Annotated in this window: 22 protein-coding genes; 8 read left to right on the forward strand and 14 right to left on the reverse strand. The window is 70.5% G+C overall.

All coding sequences use genetic code 11. The features are described 5' to 3' along the window. Window positions 1-39: 39 nt before the first annotated feature. Entirely contained in the window at window positions 40-1,257 is a 1,218-nt protein-coding gene (locus ACIBBB_RS09450) for an alpha/beta hydrolase family protein (protein WP_398980411.1), read from the forward strand. A 10-nt stretch (window positions 1,258-1,267) separates the two neighbouring features. Here the strand turns inward: ACIBBB_RS09450 and dusB are convergent, their stop codons facing one another. After that, window positions 1,268-2,491, reverse strand: a complete 1,224-nt coding sequence (gene dusB / locus ACIBBB_RS09455; RefSeq protein WP_398980412.1) for a tRNA dihydrouridine synthase DusB — start codon at window positions 2,489-2,491, stop codon at window positions 1,268-1,270. Window positions 2,492-2,533: 42 nt separating this feature from the next. On the opposite strand from dusB, the gene ACIBBB_RS09460 reads away from it, so the two are divergent. Next, on the forward strand, window positions 2,534-4,048 hold the full coding sequence (locus ACIBBB_RS09460) for an MFS transporter (RefSeq protein WP_398980413.1): 1,515 nt from the start codon (window positions 2,534-2,536) through the stop codon (window positions 4,046-4,048). A gap of 18 nt (window positions 4,049-4,066) precedes the next feature. Here ACIBBB_RS09460 and ACIBBB_RS09465 read toward each other — a convergent pair whose 3' ends face one another. Next, window positions 4,067-4,921, reverse strand: coding sequence for a helix-turn-helix transcriptional regulator (locus ACIBBB_RS09465; protein WP_398980414.1), 855 nt, complete (start codon window positions 4,919-4,921; stop codon window positions 4,067-4,069). 182 nt (window positions 4,922-5,103) lie between these two features. On the opposite strand from ACIBBB_RS09465, the gene ACIBBB_RS09470 reads away from it, so the two are divergent. Next, window positions 5,104-6,498: an MFS transporter gene (locus tag ACIBBB_RS09470; protein WP_398980771.1), complete on the forward strand. Its 1,395-nt coding sequence runs from the start codon at window positions 5,104-5,106 to the stop codon at window positions 6,496-6,498. A gap of 58 nt (window positions 6,499-6,556) precedes the next feature. Here the strand turns inward: ACIBBB_RS09470 and ACIBBB_RS09475 are convergent, their stop codons facing one another. From ACIBBB_RS09475 to ACIBBB_RS09485, 3 genes are all read right to left on the reverse strand, one after another. Continuing rightward, the gene (locus ACIBBB_RS09475) at window positions 6,557-6,820 is read right to left on the reverse strand and encodes a DUF6243 family protein (RefSeq protein WP_398980415.1); all 264 of its coding nucleotides are present in this window, start codon (window positions 6,818-6,820) and stop codon (window positions 6,557-6,559) included. A 176-nt stretch (window positions 6,821-6,996) separates the two neighbouring features. Further along, complete coding sequence (locus ACIBBB_RS09480; RefSeq protein WP_398980416.1) at window positions 6,997-7,212, reverse strand: hypothetical protein; 216 nt, start codon at window positions 7,210-7,212, stop codon at window positions 6,997-6,999. Window positions 7,213-7,306: 94 nt separating this feature from the next. After that, window positions 7,307-8,689, reverse strand: a complete 1,383-nt coding sequence (locus tag ACIBBB_RS09485) for a glycine--tRNA ligase (RefSeq protein ID WP_189108249.1) — start codon at window positions 8,687-8,689, stop codon at window positions 7,307-7,309. Between the two features lie 141 nt (window positions 8,690-8,830). On the opposite strand from ACIBBB_RS09485, the gene ACIBBB_RS09490 reads away from it, so the two are divergent. The 4 genes from ACIBBB_RS09490 (at window position 8,831) to ACIBBB_RS09505 (ending at window position 12,228) form a co-directional block, all read left to right on the forward strand. Beyond that, window positions 8,831-9,847: a metal ABC transporter substrate-binding protein gene (locus ACIBBB_RS09490; protein WP_398980417.1), complete on the forward strand. Its 1,017-nt coding sequence runs from the start codon at window positions 8,831-8,833 to the stop codon at window positions 9,845-9,847. A 146-nt stretch (window positions 9,848-9,993) separates the two neighbouring features. Beyond that, window positions 9,994-10,758, forward strand: coding sequence for a metal ABC transporter ATP-binding protein (locus ACIBBB_RS09495; protein ID WP_398980772.1), 765 nt, complete (start codon window positions 9,994-9,996; stop codon window positions 10,756-10,758). A gap of 2 nt (window positions 10,759-10,760) precedes the next feature. Then, a complete protein-coding gene (locus tag ACIBBB_RS09500) occupies window positions 10,761-11,693 on the forward strand; it encodes a metal ABC transporter permease (protein ID WP_398980418.1) in 933 nt (310 codons plus the stop codon). A gap of 58 nt (window positions 11,694-11,751) precedes the next feature. Then, entirely contained in the window at window positions 11,752-12,228 is a 477-nt protein-coding gene (locus ACIBBB_RS09505) for a Fur family transcriptional regulator (protein ID WP_398980419.1), read from the forward strand. Between the two features lie 42 nt (window positions 12,229-12,270). Here ACIBBB_RS09505 and ACIBBB_RS09510 read toward each other — a convergent pair whose 3' ends face one another. From ACIBBB_RS09510 to ACIBBB_RS09550, 9 genes are all read right to left on the reverse strand, one after another. Beyond that, the gene (locus tag ACIBBB_RS09510) at window positions 12,271-13,131 is read right to left on the reverse strand and encodes an isoprenyl transferase (protein WP_398980420.1); all 861 of its coding nucleotides are present in this window, start codon (window positions 13,129-13,131) and stop codon (window positions 12,271-12,273) included. Window positions 13,132-13,144: 13 nt separating this feature from the next. Further along, window positions 13,145-13,894 carry a DNA repair protein RecO gene (gene recO, locus ACIBBB_RS09515; RefSeq protein WP_398980421.1) on the reverse strand — a complete coding sequence of 250 codons (750 nt, stop codon included), beginning with the start codon at window positions 13,892-13,894 and terminating at the stop codon, window positions 13,145-13,147. Between the two features lie 78 nt (window positions 13,895-13,972). Continuing rightward, on the reverse strand, window positions 13,973-14,674 hold the full coding sequence (locus ACIBBB_RS09520; RefSeq protein WP_398980422.1) for a response regulator: 702 nt from the start codon (window positions 14,672-14,674) through the stop codon (window positions 13,973-13,975). Beyond that, window positions 14,671-16,074, reverse strand: a complete 1,404-nt coding sequence (locus tag ACIBBB_RS09525; protein ID WP_398980423.1) for a sensor histidine kinase — start codon at window positions 16,072-16,074, stop codon at window positions 14,671-14,673. Before ACIBBB_RS09525 ends, ACIBBB_RS09520 begins: the two co-directional genes overlap by 4 nt. A gap of 82 nt (window positions 16,075-16,156) precedes the next feature. After that, the gene (locus ACIBBB_RS09530) at window positions 16,157-18,298 is read right to left on the reverse strand and encodes an MMPL family transporter (RefSeq protein ID WP_398980424.1); all 2,142 of its coding nucleotides are present in this window, start codon (window positions 18,296-18,298) and stop codon (window positions 16,157-16,159) included. Between the two features lie 268 nt (window positions 18,299-18,566). Beyond that, on the reverse strand, window positions 18,567-19,262 hold the full coding sequence (locus ACIBBB_RS09535) for a TerB family tellurite resistance protein (RefSeq protein WP_398980425.1): 696 nt from the start codon (window positions 19,260-19,262) through the stop codon (window positions 18,567-18,569). Window positions 19,263-19,416: 154 nt separating this feature from the next. Beyond that, the gene (gene leuA / locus ACIBBB_RS09540; RefSeq protein WP_398980426.1) at window positions 19,417-21,231 is read right to left on the reverse strand and encodes a 2-isopropylmalate synthase; all 1,815 of its coding nucleotides are present in this window, start codon (window positions 21,229-21,231) and stop codon (window positions 19,417-19,419) included. A gap of 247 nt (window positions 21,232-21,478) precedes the next feature. Then, window positions 21,479-22,444, reverse strand: a complete 966-nt coding sequence (gene era / locus ACIBBB_RS09545) for a GTPase Era (RefSeq protein WP_373292554.1) — start codon at window positions 22,442-22,444, stop codon at window positions 21,479-21,481. A 69-nt stretch (window positions 22,445-22,513) separates the two neighbouring features. After that, window positions 22,514-22,870 carry a cytidine deaminase gene (locus ACIBBB_RS09550; RefSeq protein ID WP_398980427.1) on the reverse strand — a complete coding sequence of 119 codons (357 nt, stop codon included), beginning with the start codon at window positions 22,868-22,870 and terminating at the stop codon, window positions 22,514-22,516. 360 nt (window positions 22,871-23,230) lie between these two features. On the opposite strand from ACIBBB_RS09550, the gene ACIBBB_RS09555 reads away from it, so the two are divergent. After that, window positions 23,231-24,637, forward strand: coding sequence for a polysaccharide pyruvyl transferase family protein (locus ACIBBB_RS09555; RefSeq protein WP_398980428.1), 1,407 nt, complete (start codon window positions 23,231-23,233; stop codon window positions 24,635-24,637). Window positions 24,638-24,653 lie beyond the last annotated feature (16 nt).

The following is a 24,653-nucleotide window of genomic DNA, read 5'->3' on the forward strand; positions in this document are numbered from 1 at the left end:
CGGTACGGCGAGGCGCGACTCGTTCCTAGGCTCTCGCCCATGAACCGAACTCGCGGTTGGGCAGCCGCAGTTGTCCTCGCCCTCACCCTCCCGCCGTCGGCCTCGACGGTCGTCGCCCACGCCGTCCCGTCGCCCACCGCGACAGCCGCGCCCGACCGCGCGGCCACCGTCCTTCAACTCCCCCGCCCCACCGGCCCGTTCGCGGTCGGGAGGGAGATACGGCATCTCGTGGACGACAAGCGCCGCGACCCGTGGGTACCCACCGCGGGCGCGCGAGAGCTGATGGTGTCGATGTACTACCCGGCCCGCGCGGACGGCTCCGGCACCCGCGCGCCCTACCTGACCGACGACGAGGCCCAGGCGCTCCTGGAGAGCCAGAAGCTCACCGGCGTGGTCGGCGTCGAGCAGGTCACCGGTACCCGGACGAACGCGCGCACCGGCGCCCGCCCCGCCGACGGAAGGCACCCGCTGGTGGTGATCTCCCCCGGCTTCAGCCTCACCCGGGGGATCCTCACCACGCTCTCGGAAGAACTCGCCTCCCGCGGCTATGCGGTGGCCCTGCTGGACCATGCCTACGAGTCGTTCGGCACGAGCTTCCCGGGCGGGCGCACCCTCACCTGCGTGGCGTGCGATGTCCTCGACGCGGCGCCGACTAACGAGGCGTCGCGCGAACGGCTCGCCAAGGCCGCCGCCGACCGCGCGGCCGACATCTCCTTCGCCGTCGACGAGCTGACCAGGCGCCCGACAGCCGGCAAGCCGGCCCTCTGGCGGCACTCGGCGATGATCGACCCGAAGCGCGTCGGCGCGGTGGGCCACTCGCTCGGCGGCAACGCCTCGGCGCATGCCATGACTGTCGATCGACGGATCCGCGCGGGCGTGAACATGGACGGCACGTTCTTCCAGCCGGTCCCCGCCACCGGCCTCGACGGCCGCCCGTTCCTGATGCTCGGCACCCTCGGCGGCCACGCGCCAACGAGCAAGGACGCCACCTGGCCCACCACCTGGCAGCGCCTCGACGGCTGGAAGCGCTGGCTCACGGTCCGCGACTCGGGCCACTTCACCTTCATCGACCTGCCCGTCCTCGCCGCCCAACTCGGCATGACCGACCCCTCGGCCCCGCTCCCCGGCCCCCGCTCGGGCGAGATCACCACGTCGTACGTGGGCGCCTTCTTCGACCAGGAGCTGCGGGGCATCCACCAGCCCCTGCTGGACGGCCCCACCCCGGCCGACCCGGAGGTCACGTTCCAGAACCCCTGAACGGGGCCTGTCAGCCGCCGGAGGTGTCCAGTTCCGCTTCCGCGCCGACGCCCGTGCAGTCGTACGGGTCCTTCAGCCAGCCGTCCGGCAGGACCACCCGGTTGTTGCCCGACGTCCGCCCGCGCGGCCCGTCGGCGCCGTCCGGCCACGGCTGGTCCAGGTCCAACTCGCCCAGCAGTGCGTCCAGTTCGGCGAGGGAGGAGGTGATGGCCAGCTTCTTGCGCATCTCGGAGCCGACCGAGAAGCCCTTCAGATACCAGGCCACGTGCTTACGGAAGTCGATCACCCCGCGCGCCTCGTCGCCGATCCACTCCCCCAGCAGCTCCGCGTGCCGCCGCATGACGCCTGCCACCTCGCGGAGCGTGGGCCGGGCGAGTTCCCCCGTACCTTCGAAGGCCGCCACCAGATCGCCGAAGATCCATGGCCGGCCGAGACATCCCCGGCCCACGACCACTCCGTCACAGCCGGTCTCGCGGACCATCCGCAGGGCGTCGTCCGCCGACCAGATGTCGCCGTTGCCGAGGACGGGGATCTCGGGGACATGCTCCTTGAGGCGGGCGATGGCGTCCCAGTCGGCCGTGCCGCCGTAGTGCTGGGCGGCGGTTCTGCCGTGCAGGGCGATCGCCGTCACGCCCTCCTCGACGGCGATGCGGCCCGCGTCCAGGTAGGTGAGGTGGCCGTCGTCGATGCCCTTGCGCATCTTCATGGTGACCGGGAGGTCACCGGCGTTCGACACGGCCTCGTGCAGGATCGCGCGCAGCAGGGGCCGCTTGTACGGGAGGGCCGAACCGCCGCCCTTGCGGGTGACCTTGGGGACGGGGCAGCCGAAATTCAGGTCGATGTGGTCGGCCAGGCCCTCGTCCGCGATCATGCGGACGGCCTTGCCGACGGTGACCGGGTCGACCCCGTACAGCTGGATCGAGCGCGGCGTCTCCGCCCGGTCGAAGCGGATGAGCTGCATCGTCTTCTCGTTGCGCTCGACCAGCGCCCGCGTGGTGATCATCTCGCTGACGAACAGCCCCTTGCCGCCCGAGAACTCCCGGCACAGCGTCCGGAACGGCGCGTTGGTGATCCCGGCCATCGGTGCGAGCACCACGGGCGGACGCACGGAGTACGGGCCGACGGCGAGCGGACCCGCGGGAAGCGGGCCGACGGCGAGCGGGCCGGTGGCGAGCGGGCGCGGCGGCGCGGGGGACGGGGCGAGCGGAGCGGTCATCCGTCCATTGTCGCGCATGGCGGCCGAGGGGCCGCCGGGTGCCGGACTTACCATCGCCCCATGCCAGCTCCCCACCCCAAGTCCTGGTCGAAGCCGTCCCAAGAGTCCGTGGAGGAGTTCGGTCCCCACCGGCGCAAGGTGATCCTGGGGACCTGCTGCATGAGTCTGCTGATCGTCAGCCTCGACAACACGGTGCTCAATGTCGCACTGCCCTCGATGCAGAGGGAACTGCACACCACGGTCGCCGGCCTCCAGTGGACCCTCGACGCGTACACCCTGGTCATCGCCTCTCTGCTGATGCTCGCGGGCTCGACGGCCGACCGTATCGGCAGACGGCGGGTCTTCAAGACCGGGCTGGTGATCTTCACGCTCGGCTCACTGCTCTGCTCGCTCGCGCCGACCCTGGAGACACTGGTCGCGTTCCGGATCATTCAGGCGGTCGGCGGCTCGATGCTCAACCCGGTCGCGCTGTCGATCGTGACCAACACCTTCACCGATCCCCGTGAACGCGCCCGCGCGATCGGGATCTGGGGCGGGGTCGTCGGTATCTCGCTGGCGGCCGGGCCGGTCATCGGCGGCCTGCTGGTGGAGACGGTCGGCTGGCGCGCGATCTTCCTGATCAATCTGCCGGTCGGGCTCACGGCGTTCCTGCTGACCTGGCGGTACGTCCCCGAGTCGCGCGCCGCCAAGGCGCGCCGCCCCGACCCGGTCGGCCAGTTGCTGATCATGATCACCCTCGGCGCGCTGACGTACTCGATCATCGAGGCCCCGACGGCCGGCTGGACGTCACCGCTGATCCTGACCTTCGTCGGCGTCGCGGCGTGCGCGCTGACGGGGCTGCTGATGTACGAGCCGAGGCGCGCCGAGCCGCTGATCGATCTGCGTTTCTTCCGCAGCGCGCCGTTCAGCGGGGCGACCCTCATCGCCGTGTGCGCGTTCGCCGCCCTCGGCGGCTTCCTGTTCATGAACACGCTCTACCTCCAGAACGTCCGGGATCTCTCCGCGCTGGACGCCGGTCTCCACATCCTGCCGATGGCGGCACTGGCCTTCGTCTGCGCGCCGCTGTCGGGCCGGCTCGTCGGCTCGTACGGAGCGCGTGCCCCCCTGCTGATCGCGGGCACGGCCCTCGCGACGAGCGGGCTGCTGTTCGCGGTCTTCGAGGCGGAGACGCGTCTGGGGTCGCTGTTCACCGGATACGTACTGTTCGGCATCGGCTTCGGCATGGTGAACGCCCCGATCACCAACACGGCGGTGGCCGGGATGCCGCTGGCCCAGTCGGGCGTGGCCGCCGCCGTCGCGTCGACGAGCCGGCAGATCGGCCAGACGCTGGGCGTCGCGGTCATCGGGGCGGTGCTGGCGGCGGGCGCCGCGTCGCCCACGCAGCGCGGGGCCATCGATCAGGCGGGTTTCGTCGTCGCGAGCCGGCCCGCGTGGTGGATCATCACCGGGCTCGGCCTGGGCGTCCTGACGATCGGCGCGCTGACCACCGGGGAGTGGGCGCGGGGTACGGCTCGCCGCAACGCCGAACGGCTGGGACCGGCGTCGGTGCCGGGCTCGCCGGACGCCAGAGGCTGAGCGGCGCCCCGCGCCGGATCAGACGCCGGCGAGCGTCAGGTCATGAAGCCGCTCCAGGCGCTCGCGGGCCTCGTCGTCGGCGGGGACGTACGAGACCAGACGGCTGCCGTTGCTCGGGCTCAGCCAGAGGTTGGTGTGATGGAGGCTGAGTTCGCCGACGCTCGCGTTGATGAACCTCTTCGTCTTGGAGGCCGTACCGACCACCTCGTGCCGCTCCCAGATCTCGCAGAACTCGGGCGACGCCGCCCGCAGGCGCCCGAGCAGGGTCTTCCAGGCGGGTTCGGCCAGGTGCTCCGCCATGTCGGCGCGGAACCGGGCCGCCATCAGCCGGACGGTCTCCGCGCGGTTGCCGAGGGCGGACTGCCACCGCTCGTTGGTGAAGGCGAGCCAGAGGCAGTTGCGGTCCTCCGGCGGCAGCGCGTCGAGGTCGCAGAGCATCGCGCTGTACGTGCGGTTGTACGCCAGGATGTCGTAGCGCCCGTTCTGTACGCAGGCCGGGAACGGGTCCAGCCGCTCCAGCATCAGCCGCACGGCGGGCGTGATCGTGGGGGACGGCGTTCCGGGGGCCGGGTCGACGGCGCCCGCCAGGGCGAACAGGTGGGCGCGCTCGCTGGGGTCGAGGAGCAGCGCGCGGGCCAGCGCGTCGATCACCTGGGCGGAGACCTGGATGTCGCGGGCCTGCTCCAGCCACGTGTACCAGGTGACGCCCACGGCGGACAGGTGCGCGACCTCTTCGCGGCGCAGGCCCGGGGTGCGGCGGCGGCTGCCGCGCGGCAGGCTGACCTGCTCGGGGGTGATGCGTTCGCGCCTGCTGCGGAGGAAGTCCGCGAGCTCGTGCCGTCGGATGTCCGGTTCGCGGACCACAGTGGTCATGGAGTCAGTCTCTCTTTCACCTCAGCCCATTACCAGGTACTTCCTCTACCAGGATAAAGACACTCTGGTACCAGGGTCCGCGCGGAACGATCGTCGGTGAGGTGAGTAGAACATCCGCGCCTCTCTCCACGTCAACGTCCGCATCCGCCTCCACCGCGACGTCCGCGACCGACGCGACCGTCATCCACGACCACGGCTCCGTACTGGGTCCCCTCGGCCTGTTCACCGTGCTCCTGGGTGCCGCGCTCCCGCTGATCGACTTCTTCATCGTCAACGTCGCCCTGCCCACCATCGAGCACGACCTGAACGCGGGCCCCGCCCTGCTGGAACTGGTGGTCGCCGGTTACGGACTCGCGTACGCCGTCCTGCTCGTCCTCGGCGGACGGCTCGGCGACATGTTCGGCCGCCGGCGGCTCTTCATGACCGGCATGGCCGCCTTCGGTCTGACCTCGCTCGCCTGCGGCCTCTCGCCCGACGCCTGGACGCTGGTCGGCGCCCGCGTCGCCCAGGGCGCCGCCGCGGCGCTGATGCTCCCGCAGGTGCTGGCCACCATCCAGTCGGCGACGTCGGGACACCGCCGGGCGAAGGCGCTCAGCCTGTACGGCGCCACCGCCGGGCTCTCCATGGTCGTCGGCCAGATACTCGGCGGTGTGCTGGTGGCCGCCGACATCGCGGGCAGCGGCTGGCGCGCGATCTTCCTGGTGAACGTGCCGATCGCGCTCGCCGGGCTGCTGCTCGCCCTCCGTACGATGCCCGAGACCCGCTCCCAGCGGCCCGCGCCCATCGACGTACCGGGCACCGTGCTGCTCGCGGTCGCGCTGATGACGCTCCTCGCGCCCCTCACGGAGGGCCGCGCGGCCGGCTGGCCGGCGTGGACCTGGGTGTCGCTGGCCGCCTTCCCTGTCGCGGCGCTCGCCTTCCTCGCCGTGGAGCGGCGCGCGGACCGGCAGGGCCGTACGCCGCTGGTACCACCGAGCCTGTTCGCGCTGGTCTCGCTGCGCCGGGGGCTCGTGCTCGTGCTGCCGTTCTCGATCGGTTTCGGCGGCTTCATGTTCGTCATCGCGATCGCCATGCAGCAGGGGCTGCACATGAGCGCCGTCACCGCGGGGGTGGCGCTGGTGCCGTGCGCGGTGGCCTTCTTCTTCGCCACGCTGGCCGGGCCCCGGCTGGTACGGCGCCACGGCAGCCTCGTCGTGACGGTCGGCGCCGTGATCCAGGCGGTCGGTATCGCGCTGCTGGCGTTCACGGTCTGGCGCGACTGGCCGTCGCTCGGCACGCTCGCACTGCTGCCCGGCACCGCGATCGCGGGATTCGGCCAGGGCCTCCAACTGCCGGTCATCTTCCGGATCGTGCTGTCCGAGGTACCGCCGGAGCGGGCCGGTGTGGGCGGCGGCGTGATGATCACGACCCAGCAGTCCGCGCTGGCGCTCGGCGTGGCCACGCTCGGCTCGCTCTTCCTCAGCCTGACCGAGAGTTCGGGGATGGGCACCGCCCTGACCGTGACGCTGCTGGTGCAGTTGGCCGCGATCGTCCTGACGGGGGGCCTGAGTCTGCGGCTGCCGCGCGAGGTGAGGTGAGGCGCGGACGACGGCCCCGGTCACAGAGGTGACCGGGGCCGTCGTCGTGCTGTGTCGGTCAGGACCGGGCGGCAGGCCCGTCGCTCGCGCCGGTCGCGTCCGTCGCGTCGGTGGCGTCGGTCGCGTCGTCGGTGTTCGCGGTGCCTTCCTCGGACTCCGTGCCGGTCGCCCGCTCGCGCATCTTGCGCACGAGCTCCTGCTTCTTGTCCTCGGCGACCTTGCGGTCGGCGTTCCGGGTGGGGCCGTTGCCCTGCTGGTCGGCGCGGGACAGCTTCTTACGCTGTCCGCCCACGCCGAGGAGGTTGTTCCGGCTTTTTGCCACGGGTTCTCCCGAATTGGTGAAGGCGAAGTGATCTGCGGATTCGTCTGGTGAGAGGCGGACCGTGACCGCCGCGTTCTCACTCGTAGATCTGGAAGAACATGCCCGAGACGCTACCACCGGGCGGGTGGCACCCGTCACCTCATTTTCCCGGCCGGGCACACGCCCCGCGGCCCCTCTCAGCCGTTGCCCGTCACCGTCGGATCGACCGTCGCCTGGTGCGCCTCGCCGAGATGTTCCTCCGCCTTGAGCCACGGCAGGAACTGCGCGTTCTTGTTCCAGCCGCAGGTGTCGCAGGTCAACGCCCGCTGGATGCCCGCCTTCTGGACATGGACGACATGCTCGCGGCCGTGCTGGTCCCATCGGCTTACTTTGCTGCTGGTCGTGGGCGGCATGGGTGCCTCCTGTTGACGAATGCGGCCAATGAGCAGTGTGCGACGAAGCCCCCGGCTCCGTCATGGAACCGGGGGCTTCGAGCCACGACCGTAATCAGCAGCCGAGCAGCCGCTCACCCAGGTAACCCTGGATCTGGCTCAGCGAGACGCGCTCCTGCTTCATGGTGTCGCGCTCGCGCACCGTCACCGCGTCGTCGTCGAGTGTGTCGAAGTCGACGGTGACGCAGAACGGCGTACCGATCTCGTCCTGCCTGCGGTAGCGCCGGCCGATCGCGCCCGCGTCGTCGAACTCGATGTTCCAGTTCTTCCGCAGGTCCGCCGAGAGCCCCTTCGCCTTCGGCGACAGCTGCGGGTTGCGCGACAGCGGCAGCACCGCGACCTTCACCGGCGCCAGCCGCGGGTCGAGCCGCATCACCGTGCGCTTCTCCAGCACACCCTTCGCGTTGGGCGCCTCGTCCTCGTTGTACGCGTCGAGGAGGAAGGCCAGCATCGCGCGGCCCACACCCGCGGCGGGCTCGATGACGTACGGGGTCCAGCGCTCACCGGCCTCCTGGTCGAAGTACGACAGGTCGTGGCCCGACGCCTTGGAGTGCGCGTTGAGGTCGTAGTCGGTGCGGTTCGCGACGCCTTCGAGCTCGCCCCACTCCGAGCCGCCGAAGCTGAAGCGGTACTCGATGTCGGCGGTGCGCTTGGAGTAGTGGGAGAGCTTCTCCTTCGGGTGCTCGAACCAGCGCATGTTCTCCTCGCGCAGGCCGAGGTCCCGGTACCAGTTCCAGCGCTGCTCCATCCAGTAGTCCTGCCACGTCTCGTCCTCGCCGGGCTTGACGAAGAACTCCATCTCCATCTGCTCGAACTCACGTGTGCGGAAGATGAAGTTGCCGGGCGTGATCTCGTTACGGAAGGACTTGCCCATCTGCGCGATGCCGAACGGCGGCTTCTTGCGCGATGTCTGCTGCACCTGGGCGAAGTTGGTGAAGATGCCCTGCGCGGTCTCGGGACGCAGATACGCGACCGAGCCCGAGTCCTGCGTGGGGCCGAGGTGGGTGGAAAGCAGACCGGAGAAGGACTTGGGCTCGGTGAAGGTGCCCTTGTTGCCGCAGTTGGGGCAGTTGATGTCCTTCAGGCCGTTGGCCGCCGGCTTGCCGTGCTTCTCCTCGTACGCCTCCTCCAGGTGGTCCGCGCGGTAACGCTTGTGGCAGGAGGTGCACTCGGTGAGCGGGTCGGTGAACGTGGCGACATGGCCCGAGGCCACCCAGACCTCGGGAGCCAGGATCACCGACGAGTCGAGACCGACAACGTCCTCGCGCGAAGTGACCATGTAACGCCACCACTGGCGTTTGATGTTCTCCTTCAGCTCGACCCCGAGCGGCCCGTAGTCCCAGGCGGCACGCTGTCCGCCGTAGATCTCGCTGCATGGGTAGACGAAGCCACGGCGCTTGCTCAGGTTGACGATGCTGTCGATCTTGTCGGCGGCCACGGTGCTCTCTTCATTACGACGGCGAACGGCGAATGCCTCAGATTAGCGGCGGGCGCACCCCCTGTATCAAATCGGTATCCCGCGGTGGCGTTCACCACCCCTTGTTGACAATCGTTTCCACTTTTGTTGAAAATGACTGTCATGAACATACGACGCCTGATACCCACCGCCGCGCTCGCCGGGTCCGTCACCCTCGGCCTGGTCGCTCTGTCCGCGTGCTCCCCCTCCGACGCGGCCGACAGCGGGGGCGCCGCCGAGAAGAGCGGCGACAAGCTCGCGGTGGTCGCGTCGTTCTACCCCATGCAGTATCTCGCCGAGGAGATAGGCGGGTCCCACGTCGACGTCTCCACCCTCACCAAGCCCGGCGTCGAGCCGCACGAACTGGAGCTGGGGACCCGGCAGGCGGCGCAGCTCGGCGACGCCGACTACATCCTCTACCTCAAGGGCATCCAGCCCGCCGTCGACGAGGCCATCACCGCCGCCGGGGTGCCGAACACCGTCGACGCCGCCTCCCTCACCACGCTGGAGAGGCACGGCTCGGAGGTCGGCCACGACCACGGGGACGAGCACGGCGACGAGCACGCGGGCGAGGAGCACGCCGGTGAGGAGGAGCACGCGGGCGAGGAGGGCGAGGCCGGCACCGACCCGCACATCTGGCTCGACCCCGTGAAGTACGCGGAGGTCGCCAAGGGCGTCGGCGCCTCGCTGGAGAAGGCGGACCCGGACAACGCCGCGGCGTACCGGAAGAACACCACCGCCCTCGTCGAGCGGCTCACCACCCTCGACACCGCCTTCAAGGAGGGACTCGCCGACACCTCCACCAAGACCTTCATCACCACCCACTCGGCCTTCGGCTATCTCGCCGAGCGCTACGGCCTCACGCAGGAGTCCATCTCGGGCCTCTCCCCCGAGTCCGAGCCCAGCCCGGCGCGGATCAAGGAGCTCCTGTCCATCGCCGCCGAGGAGAAGGTCGGTACGGTCTTCTTCGAGACACTGGTCAGTGACAAGACGGCGAAGACCGTCGCCGCCGACAGCGGTCTGAAGACAGACGTCCTGGACCCGATCGAGGGAATCACGGAGAAGTCCAAGGGCGCTGACTACGTCGAGGTCATGAAGTCCAACCTCGCCGCGCTGGAGAAAGCCCTCGGCGCGAAGTGAACCAGCTGACCGGAGCAACGGAGGTACGGGACGTGGCAACGACGCACACCGGGCGGGCGGAGCAGGCCGGGAGAGAGGCGGAGGACGTACCGAAGACCGCCCCGGCCGCCGGGCCCACACCCGCGCCCGCCCCCGCGCCCACCGTCCTGTCGCTGCGCGGTGCCACCGCCACCCTCGGCTCCCGCCCCGTCCTGCGCGGGATCGACCTCTCCCTGCGGCGCGGCGAGGTCGTCGCGCTGCTCGGCGCCAACGGCTCGGGCAAGTCCACCGCCGTACGCTCCGTGATCGGCCAAGTCCCGCTCACCGGCGGCGAGGTGACCCTCTTCGGCACCCCGCTGCGGCGCTTCCGCGACTGGTCGCGCATCGGCTACGTACCCCAGCGCACCACGGCAGCGAGCGGCGTACCGGCCACCGTCCGCGAGGTCGTGGCCTCCGGGCGGCTCTCCCGCACCGGACTGCTCCGCCGGCCCGCCAGGGCCGACCGGGCGGCCGTCCAGCGCGTCATCGAACTCGTCGGTCTGGCGGACCGGGCGAAGGACGCCGTCGGCGCGCTCTCCGGCGGCCAGCACCAGCGGGTGCTCATCGCGCGCGCCCTCGCCGCCGAACCCGAACTCCTGATCATGGACGAGCCGATGGCGGGCGTCGACCTGACCAGCCAGAAGATCCTGGCGGCCACGCTGCGTGAGCAGGTGGCGGCCGGTACGACCGTCCTGCTCGTCCTGCACGAACTGGGCCCGCTGGAGCCGCTGATCGACCGCGCGGTGGTGCTGCGCGACGGCTGCGTGGTGCACGACGGGCCGCCGCCGAAGGCGGTGGGGCACCCGCCCGGTCATGATCCCAGCCTTTTGACCAATCAAGGCTGTCATCCGCACGCGGCCGGTGAGCCGCTCCGTACGGGACTGCTGACCTGATCATGGAAATCCTTGAGACCGCACTCATGCAGCGGGCCCTGATCGCGGCCGTGCTGGTCGGCGTCATCGCGCCCGCCGTCGGCATCTATCTCGTCCAGCGGCGCCAGGCCCTGATGGGCGACGGCATCGGCCATGTCGCCATGACCGGCGTCGGTCTGGGCTTCCTGCTCTCCACCAGCCCGGTGTGGATGGCGACGGTCGTCGCGATCGTCGGCTCCATCGCGATGGAGCTGATCCGGGCGTACGGCCGCACGCGCGGCGACATCGCGCTGGCCATGCTCTTCTACGGCGGTATGGCGGGCGGCGTCCTGCTGATCAATCTCTCGCCGACCGGCTCGAACGCCAACCTCAGCTCGTACCTCTTCGGCTCGCTCTCCACCGTGTCCGAGGCCGATCTGGACGCGATCTGGGTCCTGGCGGCGCTGGTGGTGCTGGTCACGGTGGGGCTGCGCAGGCAGCTGTTCGCCGTCAGCCAGGACGAGGAGTTCGCGCGGGTCACCGGGCTGCCGGTGCGCGCCCTGAACCTGCTCGTCGCCGTCACGGCGGCGGTGACCGTCACCGTCGCGATGCGGGTCGTCGGGCTGCTGCTGGTCAGCGCGCTGATGGTGGTGCCGGTCGCCGCCGCGCAGCAGATCACCCGGTCCTTCGCCGTGACCTTCATACTGGCGGTGGTGATCGGTACGGCGGTGACGCTGGCCGGCACGGTCACCTCGTACTACCAGGACGTACCACCCGGCGCGACGATCGTCCTGCTGGCCATCGGCGTCTTCCTCGTCCTGACCGTGCTCGCGACGCCACTGGCGAGACGGCGGGCACGGGCCTTGCGGTCGGCGGAGAACGAACACCCGGTGGCGGAAGGTCCGGCGGGAGCGACGGAGCCGGAAAGCCCGCCGGTTCCCGCCATGCGCGGGCCCTCGGACGAGGCCACGGCCTGACGCGAACTGGCAGAATGACCCGAGAGAGCGATTCCGGGCAGAAGTATTGGAGGCACCCGTGACGACTGCGCCTGGCGGTGGGGCGAGCACTGCCCCCGTACGCGGCCGATCGACCCGGCAGCGTGCCGCGGTGGCCGCCGCGCTGGACGAGGTGGACGAGTTCCGCAGCGCGCAGGAGCTTCACGACATGCTGAAGCACCGCGGTGACTCGGTCGGTCTGACGACGGTCTACCGCACGCTCCAGTCGCTCGCCGACGCGGGCGATGTCGACGTGCTGCGCACGAACGACGGGGAGTCCGTCTACCGGCGCTGCTCGACCGGTGATCACCACCACCATCTGGTGTGCCGGGTGTGCGGCAAGGCCGTCGAGGTCGAGGGACCGGCCGTCGAGCAGTGGGCCGAGATGATCGCGGCCGAGCACGGCTTCGTGGCCGTGGCCCACACGGTGGAGGTCTTCGGCACCTGCGCGGAGTGCGCCTCGGGGAACGGTCCCGGGGCGGCGGCCTCGCCCGGTCAGGACACGTCCGGCCGGTGACCGGTGGGGGCCGGCCTCCGGGCCGACCCGCCCCGTGGTCCCTTACGCGCCTTCGCCCTCGCCCGGGTGGTTCTTCTCGCTCAACTCGCCCGACTTGTCAGACTCGTTGGGCAGCGCCCCGCCGAAGCGGCGGTCCCGGTGGGCGAATTCCAGACAGGCCCGCCACAGATCCCGGCGGTCGAAGTCCGGCCACAGCACGTCCTGGAAGACCATCTCGGCGTAACTGCTCTGCCAGATCAGATAGTTGGACGTGCGCTGCTCGCCGCTCGGCCGCAGGAAGAGATCCACGTCCGGCATGTCCGGGTAGTACAGATATTTCGCGAAAGTCTTCTCGTTGACCTTGGACGGGTCGAGCTTGCCCGCCGCCACGTCCGCGGCGAGCGCCCGCGCCGCGTCCGCGATCTCCGCGCGGCCCCCGTAGTTGACACAGAAGTAGAGCGTCATGGCGTCGTTGTCGACGGTCTGCTCCTGCGCGACCTGGAGCTCCTGGACGACCGACTTCCACATCTTGGGCATCCGGCCGACCCAGCGGATGCGGATGCCGAGTTCGTTCATCTCGTCGCGGCGGCGGCGGATGACATCTCGGTTGAAGTTCATGAGGAAGCGCACCTCGTCGGGTGTGCGCTTCCAGTTCTCGGTGGAGAAGGCGTACAGGGAGAGGTTCTTGACGCCCATCTCCAGACAGCCCTTGAGCACGTCCAGGACGACGCCCTCGCCGACCTTGTGGCCCTCGGTGCGCGGCAGACCGCGCTCCTTGGCCCAGCGCCCGTTGCCGTCCATCACGCACGCGACATGCTTGGGGACCAGCTCGCCGGGGATCTTCGGCGGGACCGCACCGGAGGGGTGAGGCTCGGGGACCTTGTACTCGCGGCGGGGCCGGCCCAGGATTCCGCGTCGTGCCATGCGCTCGTGTCTCCTAATTCTTCTCTACATATCTGAGTGAGCGCAGACCGCGCTCCAGATGCCAGTGCAGATACGCGGACACCAGCCCGCTGCCCTCCCGGACATGACGAGCCTCGCACGCGTCCGCCGTCCCCCAGTCGCCGGTCAGCAGCGCGCTGAGCAGACCGACCGCCTCCGGCGAGGGTACGACGCTGCCGGGCACCCGGCACTCGGCGCATATGACGCCGCCGGCCGCGACCGAGAAGAACCGGTTCGGCCCGTCGAGACCGCACTTCGCGCAGTCGTCGAAGCTCGGCGCGTAACCGTTCACCGCGAGGGAGCGCAGCAGGAAGGCGTCGAGGATCAGATGCGGGGCGTGCTCGCCGCGCGAGAGCGTGCGCAGCCCGCCGACGAGGAGCAGATACTGCTGGACCGCAGGTTCGCCCTCGTGGTCGGTGAACCGCTCGGCGGTCTCCAGCATGGCCGTACCGGCCGTGTAGCGGGGGTAGTCGGTGACGATGGCGCCGCCGTACGGGGCGATGGTCTCGCTCTGCGTACAGAGCGGCAGGCCGCGTCCGACGAGTTCGCTGCCGCGTGCGAAGAACTGCACGTCGACATGGGAGAACGGTTCGAGCCTGGCGCCGAACTTGGACTTCGTACGGCGGACTCCGCGCGCGACGGCCCGGACGCGGCCGTGGCCCCGGGTGAGGAACGTGATGATGCGGTCCGCCTCACCCAGCTTCTGGGTGCGCAGCACGATGCCGTCGTCGCGGAACAGGCTCATGGCGCCATTCTCCCGCACGGGGAGGGTGGGCAGGTCTGCCGCCCCGGTTTCCCCGGTGGGCCCGTTCGCCAGGGGCCCTCAGCCGCCGTCGGCGGCCTCGGCGGCCATCCGGTCGTCGCGTGGGGCCACCAGCCCCGACTCGTAGGCGATGATCACGAGTTGCGCCCGGTCCCGGGCCTGAAGCTTGCCCATGATGCGGCTCACATGCGTCTTGGCGGTCAGCGGGCTGAGGCCGAGCGACTCCGCGATCTCGGTGTTGGTGAGGCCGCGTGCGACGAGGGCGAGCACCTGCCGTTCGCGGACCGAGAGGCACTCGGGGCCGCCGGCCGTCAGCATCTCCGGGATTCGGCTGCGGGCACTGAGTACGCGGGCGATCAGGCGCGCCGTCGGGCCCGGGGACAGCAGGGAATCACCGGCGGCCACCGTCCTGATGGCGGTGAGGAGTTCGGCGGGCCTGGTGTCCTTCACGAGGAAGCCGGACGCACCCGCGCGCAGCGCCTCCACGACGTGGTCGTCGGTGTCGTACGTGGTCAGGACCAGCACCTTGACGCCGGCGAGGTCGTCGTCGGCGGCGATCAGCCGGGTCGCCTCGATACCGTCGGTGTCGGGCATCCGGATGTCCATGACGACGAGGTCGGCGCGCGCGGAACGGGCCAGTTCGACGGCTTCTCTGCCGGTGCCGGCCTGGCCCACGACCTCCATGTCCGGGGCGGACTCGACGAGCATCGCGAAGGCGGCCCGGACGAGGCGCTGGTCGTCGGCGAGCAGGACGCGGATCATGCGAGCGACTCCTGTCGTCCGGTGGGCCCGGCGGGCGCTGCCGGGCCGGTGTGACCAGCGTCTCCGCCGGGTCCGGCCGGGGCCGGGGCGGCGGGCACGTCCCGCCCGGCGGGGGCCGCGCTGCCGGTGGGCGTGTCCGCGTCCGCCGGCCGTTCCGGGGCGTCCTCGCCCCGGCCCCGCAACGGGAGCACCGCGGACACCCGGAACCCGCCGTCGTACGGTCCCGCGTCGAGCGTGCCTCCGACGCTGCGGGCCCGCTCGCGCATGCCGACGATGCCGTAGCCGGGTTCGCCGGGCGCCCCCTTGCCGCCGGGTGTGCCCCCGTTGTCGGCCACGGTGACGTGCAGGGCCCCGCCGCGCGTCTCGACCCGGACCCCGACCCGTGGGGCGGGGCCCGCGTGCCGTACGGCGTTGGTGAGCGACTCCTGCACGATCCGGTACGCCGCCGCCTCGGCCACCGGCGGCACCCGTACGCCCTCCATCCGCACCGTGAGCTCCGCCTCCGCGCCCGCCGTCCGCGCGGACTCCACGAGGCCCGACAGCGCCGCCAGGTCGGGCAGGGCGCCCGACCAGGCGCCCTCCTCGTCCTCGCCCGCGCCGCCCGCGCGCAGCACCTCCAGGGTGGTGCGCAGCTCCGAGCGCGCGTCGCGGCAGGTGTCCGAGATGCCGTCGAGCGCCTGGGAGATGGCGGCCCGGTCGAGCCGGTCGGGGTCGACGGACAGGATGTGCGAGGCCACCGACGTCTGGACGCCGATGAGCGTGATGCTGTGGGCCAGCAGGTCGTGCAGGTCCCGTGCGATCCGCAGGCGCTCCTCGGCGACCCGCCGTGCGGCCTCCTCCTCCCGGGTCCGCTCCGCGCGTTCGGCACGCTCCACGACCGCCGCTATGTACTTGCGGTAGACGCGCACGTCCATGCCGACGAGGAGGACCGCGATGATCCAGCCGGACGTGCGGAGCATCTCGATGCCCCGGTCGGTGTTGATCGTCAGCATCACCGTGAGGGTGATACAGACGATGCCGACACCGAGCAGCGCGGCGCGCAGCGGCGGGCCGGTGACCGCGAGGGTGTAGAGGGCGATCATCGTGGCCGGGGTGGTGGCCGCGTGCGAGTAGTCCAGCACGTGGTAGACGGCGACGAGCGGCACCATGACCATGATCGTCGCGACGGGGTGGCGGCGCCGCCGGATCAAGGGCGCCGTCACGGCGGCCATCAGCACCCAGCCGAGGGCGTCGGGGCGGCTGCCGTCGGTCACGACGAAGGCGAGCAGGACGCTCAGCGCGCCGGCGACCCCGGTGATCACCAGGTCCGTGCGGAGTTGGTTCGGTGCGTCGAGCGGGTCGCGGTTGAGCACCGCGAAGACGCGTTCGGTGCGCGGTCCTCTGGCGGGGGTGTCTGACACGGACTCATCCTCTCTCGTCGCGCTCCGGTGCGGTACGGCTCCGGGGAGCAGGAGCCGTACCGCACCGGTCACTTCACTCCGTTCAGGCCCCGGTGGTGACCGACTCCCGCTCGCGGTCGCCCCGTTCACCCTCAGGCAGCGGCGCCGCCGGCGGCTTGGAGAGCGCCCCGGGCCACCAGACCTTGCGGCCGAGCAGCACGCTCGCGCTCGTCACCAGATACGTACGCACCAGGAAGGTGTCCAGCAGGACGCCCACGGCGACGAGGATGCCCATCTCCGCGAGCATCACCAGCGGCAGGCTGGCCAGGACACCGAACGTCGCGGCGAGTACGACACCGGCCGAGGCGATCACGCCGCCCGTGGTGCGCAGCGCGGTCAGCGCGGCGGCCTCGGGCTCCGCCCCCTTCAGTGCCTCCTCCCGCATCCGGTGCATCAGGAAGATGCCGTAGTCGACGCCGAGGGCGACGAGGAAGACGAACGAGAGCAGCGCGAGCCCGGGATCCATCCCGTCGAAGCCCAGCAGTGGCTCGAAGACCAGCCCGCCGATGCCCATCGCCGCGCCCCAGACGACCACGACCGCGACGACCAGCATCAGGGGTGCGACGAGGCTGCGCAGCAGGGCGACGAGGATCAGCAGGACGGCGATGACGACGAGCGGGATGACGTACAGGCGGTCGCGCGCGTTGGTGTCGGCGAGGTCGATCTGCTGCGCGCTGGGCCCGCCGACGTATGTCTCGTCGTCGAAGGTGGACCGCAGCCGTTCGATGGTGGCGGTCTCCCCCGCCGACTCCGGCGCGTCCTTCGCGAAGACGGTGATCTCGGTCCAGCCGCCGCCGCTGCGGCCCCGTTCGGCGTCGGCGACACCGGAGACCGAACGGACGGTGTCGAGCGCCGCGTCGGCGCCGCCGGTCGGCGCCATGACGCTGATGGGCTGGGCGCTCTGCTCCGGGAAGGCGGTCGCCAGATGTGCCATGGCGGTGACCGACTCGGGCCGGTCGATGAAGCTGTCCTCCTGCTTGAGTGCGCCGGGCAGGTTCAGCACGCCGAGGGCGAGGGCACCGAGGGCCACCACACCGGTGGCGAGCACGGCGACCGGCCTGCGGGCGGCCGAGGTGCCCATAGCGGCGAAGAAGGAGCGGCGCTGCTTGCCCTCACTGCCGTGGACGGGGATCAGCGGCCAGAAGACGCGGCGGCCGAGCAGCACCAGGATGGCGGGGAGCAGCGTGAGCATCGCGATGAGCGCGCACACGACGCCGATGGCGGCGATCGGTCCCATGCCGCTGCTGCTGTTGAGGTCGGCGGCCATGAGGCACAGGAGACCGGCCGCGACGGTCCCGGAGGAGGCGAGGACGGCGGGGCCGCAGCTGCGCAGCGCAATGCGCATGGCCTCGTACGGGTGGGGTACGCGGCGCAACTCCTCCCGGTAGCGGGCGACCAGCAGCAACGCGTAGTCGGTGCCCGCGCCGAACACGAGCACCGTCATGATCGCCGAGCTCTGGCTGGTCACGACGGTGCCGAAAGCCTGCACCAGGCCGTAGACGACCGCCATGGAGCTGACGGCGGCGGCTCCGACGACGAACAGCGGCACGATCCACAGGAACGGGCTGCGGTAGGTGATGATCAGCAGCAGGGCGACGACCAGCACGGTCGCGATCATCAGGGTGCCGTCGATGGACTCGAAAACCGCCTCCATGTCGGACTGGAGGGCACCGGCTCCGCCGACCTCGATGCTGAGTCCGCCGTCTCCACTGCCGCCGCCGCCCGCGCCGCTCCCGCCGTCCGCCGTGGTGACGGCCCGTATGTCCTCGACGAAGGCGATCTGCGCTTCGTCCTTCTCGACGCCGGGCTCGGGGGCCATGGCGCCGGCGATCGGGTACATCAGGGTCGTGCCGTCGTCCGACGGGATGCCCTTGGGCGGGGCCGTGAGCTTCTGCTCGGACGCGATCCGCGCCAGTTGCTCCTCGGCGGTCGTGCGGTCGGCGGCGGTGAGCCCGCCGTCGCGGTGGTAGACGACGATCAGATCGGTCGTCTCACCGCCGGGCAGCTCCTGCCGGACCTTCTCCACATGGGTGGAGTCGGCGCTCGCCGGGAGGTAGTCGACGGCTTCGTCCTGCTGTACGTCGGTGAGCTTCCCGGCGAACATGGCGGCCACGGCGATCACGATCACCCACAGCCCGACCACCGCCCAGGGCAGCAGACGTCGGCGTTTGTTCTCGGGCCCCATCGCGGGCCCCCCTTCTGCACAGTCGGTCAGAGTCTGGTTTCAGCCTTGGCGCAGGAAGAGCCGCAGTCGTCGCGCGCGAGAGCGAGATGGGGGTTACTCCCCCGGGTGACTGGGGCGCGGGGGTTACTCCCGGGGGAGTATGCGGGTGGGCGCTCCAGCCTGACCAAAGGCGGGATCGGGCGCCTCGGACCGGGCGCCTCGGACCGGGCAGCTCGGACCGGGCAGCTCGGACCGGGCAGCTCGGACCGGGCGCCTTGGATCGGGCGGCTCAGGACGACGGTGTACGGGCCGATTCGAGCAGCCGGGCCGTGTCGTCGGCGCGCAGTTGCAGCGCCCCGCCGACGGTGGAGAGCACGTCGCGCTCCGCCGCGCTGTACGGCCCGTCCGCGAGGGCGATCCGGGCGGCCTGGAGCAGGATCGACTCCCGGCCGGCCGCGGCGAGGTGCGGGGCCAGCGGCTCCAGCGCCTCGTGCAGTTCGATGGCGAGCGCCGCCCCGCAGGGGCCCGGGTCGAGCAGGAAGCGCCCGGTGTCGGCGGCCAGCGCGTCCACCAGCTCCGTGAGCTGCTCCTCGGTGCAGTCCTCGATCCCGGCGGCCCTGACCGTGCCGACGGCGGTCTCGCGGACCGTACGGGAGGACGTGCCGCCCGCGGCGAGGACGGCGAGCGCCACCGTGTGCACGGCGTCGCGGAGCATCGCGGAGAAGCGGACGGTGGTGGGGTGGTCGAGGATGTCGGTGCCGAAGTGGCCGTGGCAGGCGGCGCATTCGACGACCGGGCCGGCCGAGCCGCGCGGCACCAGCGGCACGCCGAGGACGGCGAAGCGGCGACGGCCGGTGCGTCGGCGGTAGTTGCGGTCGCCCCCGCAGTCGGGGCAGAAGAACTCCCCGTCACCGACAGTGTTCCACGCGGTCGTGATGCCGCAGATGCGCAGTTTCCTGCCGTTCGATCCCTGGCCTGGGAGCACGTCGCGCACCTCCGTAACGCTTCGGCAACTTTGCCGCATTGACGTGATGTTAACCACAGCAACGATGCGGCGTCATTACCCCGGCGTCAGGTCGCGACGACATGGCTGAACCCCGCCCACCGCGATCGGTGGACGGGGCCCGTAAACCCTCAGGTCAGCGCGGTGCGCGATTGACCGCGGAGACGACGGCCTTCAGCGAGGCGCGCGTGGTGTTGGCGTCAATGCCCATACCCCACAGCACCTTTCCGTCGATGGCGCACTCGATGTACGAGGCGGCCTGCGCGCTCGCGCCCTCGCTCATGGTGTGCTCCGAGTAGTCCAGCAGCCGGGCGTCGACCCCGACGGCGGCCAGCGCGGCGAAGAAGGCCGAAATCGGCCCGTTGCCGGTGCCGGTCAGCACGGTCTCGACGCCGTCCACGACCGCCTCGACAGTGAGGGTGTCCGTGCCGTCCTTCTCGGTCGTGGTCTGGCCGGAACGCAGCTGGATCCGGCCCCAACGGGCGCCCGGCTCCTCCGCGTTGGGCAGATACTCGTCCTGGAAGATCGACCAGATCGCGCCGGGCGTGACCTCGCCGCCCTCGGAGTCGGTCTTCGCCTGGATGATCCGCGAGAACTCGATCTGCATCCGGCGCGGCAGGTCCAGCTTGTGCTCGTTCTTCAGTACGTAGGCGATGCCGCCCTTGCCGGACTGGGAGTTGACCCGGATGACCGCCTCATAACTGCGGCCCACGTCCTTCGGGTCGATCGGCAGATACGGCACGGCCCACTCAAGATCGTCGACGGTCACATCCGGGCCCTGGGCGGCGGCGTCGGCCTCCATGGCGTCGAAGCCCTTCTTGATGGCGTCCTGGTGGGAGCCCGAGAAGGCGGTGTAGACGAGGTCGCCCGCGTAGGGGTGGCGCGGGTGGACTTCCATCTGGTTGCAGTACTCGCTGGTGCGGCGGATCTCGTCGATCTGCGAGAAGTCGATCTGCGGGTCGACGCCCTGGGAGAACAGGTTCATGCCCAGGGTCACCAGGTCGACGTTGCCGGTGCGCTCGCCCTGGCCGAACAGACAGCCCTCGATCCGGTCCGCCCCGGCCATGATCGCCAGCTCGGCGGCGGCGACGGCGGTGCCGCGGTCGTTGTGCGGGTGGACGGAGAGGCAGACGTACTCGCGGCGGGACAGGTTCCGCGACATCCACTCGAAACGGTCGGCGTGCGTGGAGGGCGTGGACCGCTCGACGGTGGCCGGCAGGTTGAGAATGATCTCGCGGCCCTCCTCGGGCCCCCAGACGTCCATGACGCCCTCGCAGACCTCCAGGGCGAAGTCCAGCTCGGTGTCGGTGAAGATCTCCGGGCTGTACTGGTAGCCGAAGACGGTCTCCGGGCCCAGGATCTTCTCGGCGTACTCGGAGACCAGCCGCGTACCGTCCACGGCGATCTGCCTGACCTGCTCGCGGGTGCCCCGGAAGACGACACGGCGGAACGTGGGGGCGGTGGCGTTGTACAGGTGGACGGTGGCGCGGTGGGCGCCGACGAGCGACTGAACGGTGCGCTCGATCAGCTCTTCCCTGGCCTGCGTCAGGACGGAGATGGTCACGTCCTCGGGGATTGCGCCCTCTTCGATGATCGACCGTACGAAGGCGAAGTCGGTCTCGCCGGAGGACGGGAAGCCGACCTCGATCTCCTTGTAGCCCATGCGTACCAGCAGGTCGAACATCTCGCGCTTGCGCGCGGGTGACATGGGGTCGATCAGGGCCTGGTTGCCGTCGCGCAGGTCGGTGGAGAGCCAGCGGGGCGCCTGGGTGATGCGGTTGTCCGGCCAGGTGCGGTCGGGGATGTCCACGGCCTCGTAGCGGCCGTACTTGTGGATCGGCATCCCGGACGGCTTCTGGGTGTGCGTCGCGTTCGTGACGGGGGTGGGACGGCCGACGGCCGGTCCGGGTACCGCGGGGCCGGACATGCGCTCGGAAGTGCGCTCAGACATTGCGTAGGGCTCCTCGTGTGTCCGCTGGGACGGCCGACGGGGCGGGAAAACCGCATCACCAGACTCCGCGGGGAGGGGGTCGGCCTACGACTGCGGACCCTCGCCGCGGCAGCTAAGGAGAAGCAACCCGAAACGCATGATGTGCCGCAGCCTAGCGGAGCGGAGTGGTCCGCGCGGGCCCGTATCAGTATGCGGGATCATCGGGGGTTCGGTCCAAAGCCGGGCGAAAGCCCCCCTTTCGCGGTCCCTAGAACCCCAGCTTGCGCAGCTGCTTCGGGTCGCGCTGCCAGTCCTTGGCGACCTTGACGTGCAGGTCGAGGAAGACCGGCGTGCCCAGCAGCGCCTCGATGTGCTTGCGGGACTTGGTCCCGACCTCCTTGAGCCGCTTGCCCTTGGGGCCGATGATGATCCCCTTCTGGCTCGGCCGCTCGATGTAGACGTTCGCGTGGATGTCCAGCAGCGGCTTGTCGGCCGGCCGGTCCTCGCGCGGCAGCATCTCCTCCACCACGACCGCGATCGAGTGCGGCAGCTCGTCCCGTACGCCTTCGAGCGCGGCCTCGCGGATCAGCTCGGCCACCATGACCATCTCGGGCTCGTCGGTGAGGTCGCCCTCCGGGTAGAGGGGCGGACTCTCCGGCAGCAGGGGGACGAGCAGGTCGGCGACGAGTTCGACCTGGTCGCCGCTGACGGCCGAGACGGGGATGATCTCCGCCCACTCGAAGCCGAGCTCCTTGCCGAGCTGGTCGATCGCGATCAGCTGCTCGGCCAGGACCCGGGAGTCGACGAGGTCGGTCTTGGTGACGAGCGCGACCTTCGGCGTCTTCCTGATCCCGGCGAGCTCCTTGGCGATGAAGCGGTCACCGGGGCCGAGCTTCTGGTCGGCGGGCACACAGAAACCGATGACGTCGACCTCGGCCCAGGTGGTCCGTACGACATCGTTCAGCCGCTCGCCGAGCAGCGTGCGCGGCTTGTGGAGACCGGGGGTGTCGACCAGGATCAGCTGCGCCTCGGGCCGGTGCACGATGCCGCGCACCGTGTGCCGCGTGGTCTGCGGCCGGCTGGAGGTGATCGCCACCTTCTGGCCGACCAGAGCGTTCGTGAGGGTGGACTTGCCCGCGTTGGGGCGACCGACGAAACAGGCGAAACCGGCCCGGTGGGGGGCTTCGGACGGTTCGGCGGAAGTCTCGGGAGACGTAGGGGTACGAGCGCTCATGGCGCCCATTCTCCCCGATCGCCCCGCCCCTGCCGACCAATCGCCCCGGAGGCGGGGCCTCCGGACACCTCAGCCGGCGGTGACGGTCAGCCGCACGGTCCCGTCGGGAGCGGCCACGAGCACAGGCGTACCGGGCCCGCCGAGATCACGCACGGCGGCCCGGTCCTCGTCGCTGGCCGCCGCCGCCTCGGTGACGACGGCGGCGGCCTCCAGCGAGGCGGCGCCACTCGCGACGGCCATGGCGACCGCGGTGCGCAGCGCGCTGAGCTTGAGGGAGTCCAGGTCCACACTCCCGGCGACATAGGTCCGCCCTGTCTCGTCCCGCACGGCGGCCCCCTCGGCCACCCCGTTCCGGGCACGCGCGCTCCGGGCCAACGTAATGATCTTGCGGTCCTCGGGACCGGGTTCGGTGCTCTGCGTCGTCATGCGCCGAGCATAGAGAGCCGGTCCGGCCGGCCGGAAAGGAGGGATACCCCAACGGAGCGGACAGCGAACGGCGTTCGGGCGGGCCTTGCGTCCGCTCCACGAGGCACCCCTCGGCGCACACAGCGCGCCTCCCGTCTGACGGAGCGTGAACCGGCTCGTTCGCGGCATGACGCGGGAGCCGCAGATCACATGAACGGCGTCCCAACAAAGCATGAATTAGCCATGTCTTCTAGCTTTTGATCTCGGGTATCGTCCCGTTCCACGCGGCCAGGTCACCTGACCAGGAACGGTGCCGCCGGGGGAAGAGCGCGCTTTGCCGGGCTCCCGGGCAGGCTGCCCGAGCAGACGAGGAAGAAGGTCATGAAGCGCATACTCATACGCTCTGGTAAGAGCCCGTTCTACGTCGCCAGTCAGCAGGAATTCCTCCAGAAGGACCTGATCGGCACGAACTCCGGGAATCTGCTCTTCAGCGACGCCGCCCACAAGATCCTGCTCACCGAGCGGACCGAGATCACGTCCAACGGGCTCAGCACCGTCCCGACGCCCGAGCGAGCGCGGCAGATCAGCGAGCAGTACGACGTCTTCGTCGTCCCTCTCGCCAACGCCTTCCGCCCCTCCTTCAAGGGCGCGCTCGACAAGCTCTCCACCCTCATCGAGCAGCTCACCATCCCCGTCGTCGTCGTGGGCGTGGGCGCGCAGGTGTCCGAGGACTACGACACCACCAGACTTGCGCCCATCGAGGCCTCGGTGAAGAGGTTCGTCAAGGCCGTCCTGGAGAGATCCGCCTCCATCGGTGTGCGCGGTGAGCTGACCGCCTCCTACCTGGAGCGGCTCGGCTTCAAGCAGCACGTCGAGGTCATCGGGTGCCCGTCGATGTTCCTGCACGGCGACACCTTCCCGACGCCGCGGGACCCGGGCACCATCGACGCCCACTCACGGATAGCGATCAACATGTCCCCCGGTGCGATAGCCGTCGGCGACATGGAGGGCATGGCCCGCCACGCGCTGAGCCGCTTCCCGCACTTGCGGTACTACGCGCAGAACCTCGCCGACGCCGAAGTCCTCTTCTGGGGCGACACCTCCGCCGTCACCGGCCCCAAGACCCGCTTCCCCCGGCGGTTGACCCACCCGCTGTTCGAGGAGAACCGGGTCAGGGTCCCGCTGGATCCCAAGACATGGATGGATGAGCTGGCGACGTACGACTTCGTCTACGGCACCCGTATCCACGGCAACATCGCGCCCCTGCTCGCCGGCACCCCCAGTGTCGTCCTCGTGCACGACTCCCGGACCCTGGAACTCTGCCGCTACTTCGGCATCCCGCACCGGATGCTCAGCGCCACGCCCGCCGACATCCATCCGCGGGAGCTGTACGAGCAGGCCGACTACAGCGAGATGGTGACCGGGCACAAGGAGCGCTTCGACCGCTTCGTCGGCTTCCTCGACAGGAACGGTCTGGAGAACACGTTCACGCACGGCGACGGCGGCGCCGCCTTCGACCTGCGGCTCGGCGCCCTCGATCTGCCGCCGTCACTCGGCGTGTGGGACGGCACCGACGACGGGGCGCTGCACTACCGCTTCAGCCGGCTGCACGAGCGTCACACCGTCACCGACCGCCGTATCGAGGTGCTCACCAAGAAGAACAACGAGCTCCAGAAGAAGCTCAGCGCCATGGAGCGGCGGCTCTCCGATCTGGAGGGCGGCTCGCCGCTGCGGATCGGTCCGGCCGTCCGGCGTCAGGTACGCCGCCGGCTGCGGCCCAGGAACTGACCCGCGCGCGGCGCCC

This window comes from Streptomyces sp. NPDC051217 (genome assembly GCF_044455465.1).
Taxonomy (GTDB): Bacteria; Actinomycetota; Actinomycetes; order Streptomycetales; family Streptomycetaceae; genus Streptomyces.